Origin of the sequence: Saccharopolyspora sp. NPDC002686 (assembly GCF_040295745.1) — a bacterium.
GTDB lineage: Bacteria > Actinomycetota > Actinomycetes > Mycobacteriales > Pseudonocardiaceae > Saccharopolyspora > Saccharopolyspora oryzae.
This window is the reverse complement of sequence record NZ_JBEOVY010000632.1, coordinates 1-1738: the sequence shown is the minus strand read 5'-3', so window position 1 is coordinate 1738 and position 1738 is coordinate 1. Positions and strand designations below refer to the sequence as shown.

The following is a 1738-nucleotide window of genomic DNA, read 5'->3' as shown; positions in this document are numbered from 1 at the left end:
TCGGGCTGGGGGCCCAATCCCCGGGGTATTTGCCCCCGCTCCCGGGTATCGCGGTCGACGGCCCAGCCGCCCGCCTCCGCCCGTGCGCTGATCCGCTGCCCCCGTTCGGCGTCCGCTGATCGTTCCAGCAGGCGGATTCGATCACCAACCGAGAGGATCGCAGCTGCGGAGCCGCTCGGCGAGAACACGCCGAGACCTTCCGGGCACCGCGCGTGATCACTAGGTTCGACTGGAATTCGGCGCAGTGGGAGGCGGAATGAACTGGCGCGGTCTGGTCACCATCGCCGCGGTGTGCGGGATGCTGCTGATCGGAGCCCCGGTGGGCGCGGCGCCCCCGGTGGACGACGTGCGCGACCGGCTGGAAGCGGTGCCGGACCTGACGGTGGTGGGGGAGCGGCCCACCGAACCCGGGTTCCGGCTGTTCGACCTGACCTACACCCAGCCCGTCGACCACCGCCACCCGGAGGCCGGGACCTTCCAGCAGCGCCTGACGCTGCTGCACCGCGACCTGGCGCGGCCGACCGTGCTCTACACCTCCGGTTACAACCTGCCGGAGAAGACCAGCCGCACCGAGCCGACGCAGCTGGTCGACGGCAACCAGGTGAGCCTGGAGCACCGCTTCTTCACCCCGTCGCGGCCCGACCCGGCCGACTGGAACGACCTCGACATCTGGCAGGCCGCCACCGACCAGCACCGGGTGATCACCGCGCTGCGCACGGTCTACCAGCACCAGTGGATCACCACCGGGGCCAGCAAGGGCGGCATGACGGCGGTCTACCACCGGCGGTTCTACCCCGACGACGTCGACGGCACGGTCGCCTACGTCGCGCCCAACGACGTGGACAACGACCAGGACCGCTACGACGAGTTCCTGGCCGGCGTCGGCACCGACCCGGCCTGCCGCGCGGCGCTGACCGCGGTGCAGCGGGAAGCGCTGATCAGGCGCGGCGAGATGACGGCGAAGTTCCAGGCCTACGCCGACGCCGAGGGGCTGACCTTCGACCGGATCATCGGCGACGTCGACCGGGGCCTGGAGATGGTCGTGCTCGACGCGCCGTTCGCGTTCTGGCAGTACCGCGGCCAGGACGACTGCGCCAAGATCCCGGCGACCACGGCCAGCACCGACGAGATCTACCGGTTCTTCGACGAGACCTCGGAGTTCCGCTTCTACACCGACCAGGGCATCGAGCCCTACACGCCGTACTACTACCAGGCGGGCACGCAGCTGGGCTGGCCGGACGTCTCCGACGAGCCGCTGGCCGACCTGCTGCACCACCGCGAGCTCAGCCAGCCCCGCAACCTGGTGCCGCGCGAGATCCCGATGCGCTTCCAGCCGGGCGTGATGCGCCAGGTCGACACGTGGGTGCGCACCGGCGGTTCGCAGCTGATGTTCGTCAACGGCGAGCGCGACCCGTGGAGCGCCGAGCCCTTCGAGCTCGGGCCCGCCCCCCGCGACTCCTACAGCTACCTGGTTCCGGGCGGCAACCACGGCTCCAAGATCGCGGGGCTGCCCGCCGACCAGCGGACCGAGGCCGAGGCGACCGTGCGCCGCTGGGCCGACGTCGAAGCGCCGACGACGCGCTCGGCCGTCCTCGACGCCGAGCCGCTGGAACGCCACCCGTTCTGATCGGCGTGAAAGTGAAATGGCCCAAACCCCCACTCCGGGGGGTTGGCAGCACCTTTAGGCCGGGGGGTGTTTAGCCGAACCAAAGACACCTCCCGCTCCCCGCGCCCACGC

At 70.9% G+C, this 1738-nt stretch carries 1 protein-coding gene; it reads left to right on the top strand.

Annotated features, from left to right (window positions below; genetic code table 11):
* The first annotated feature begins 256 nt into the window (after positions 1 to 256).
* Positions 257 to 1627, top strand: a complete 1371-nt coding sequence (locus ABTZ89_RS38465; protein ID WP_351054380.1) for a S28 family serine protease — start codon at positions 257 to 259, stop codon at positions 1625 to 1627.
* Positions 1628 to 1738 lie beyond the last annotated feature (111 nt).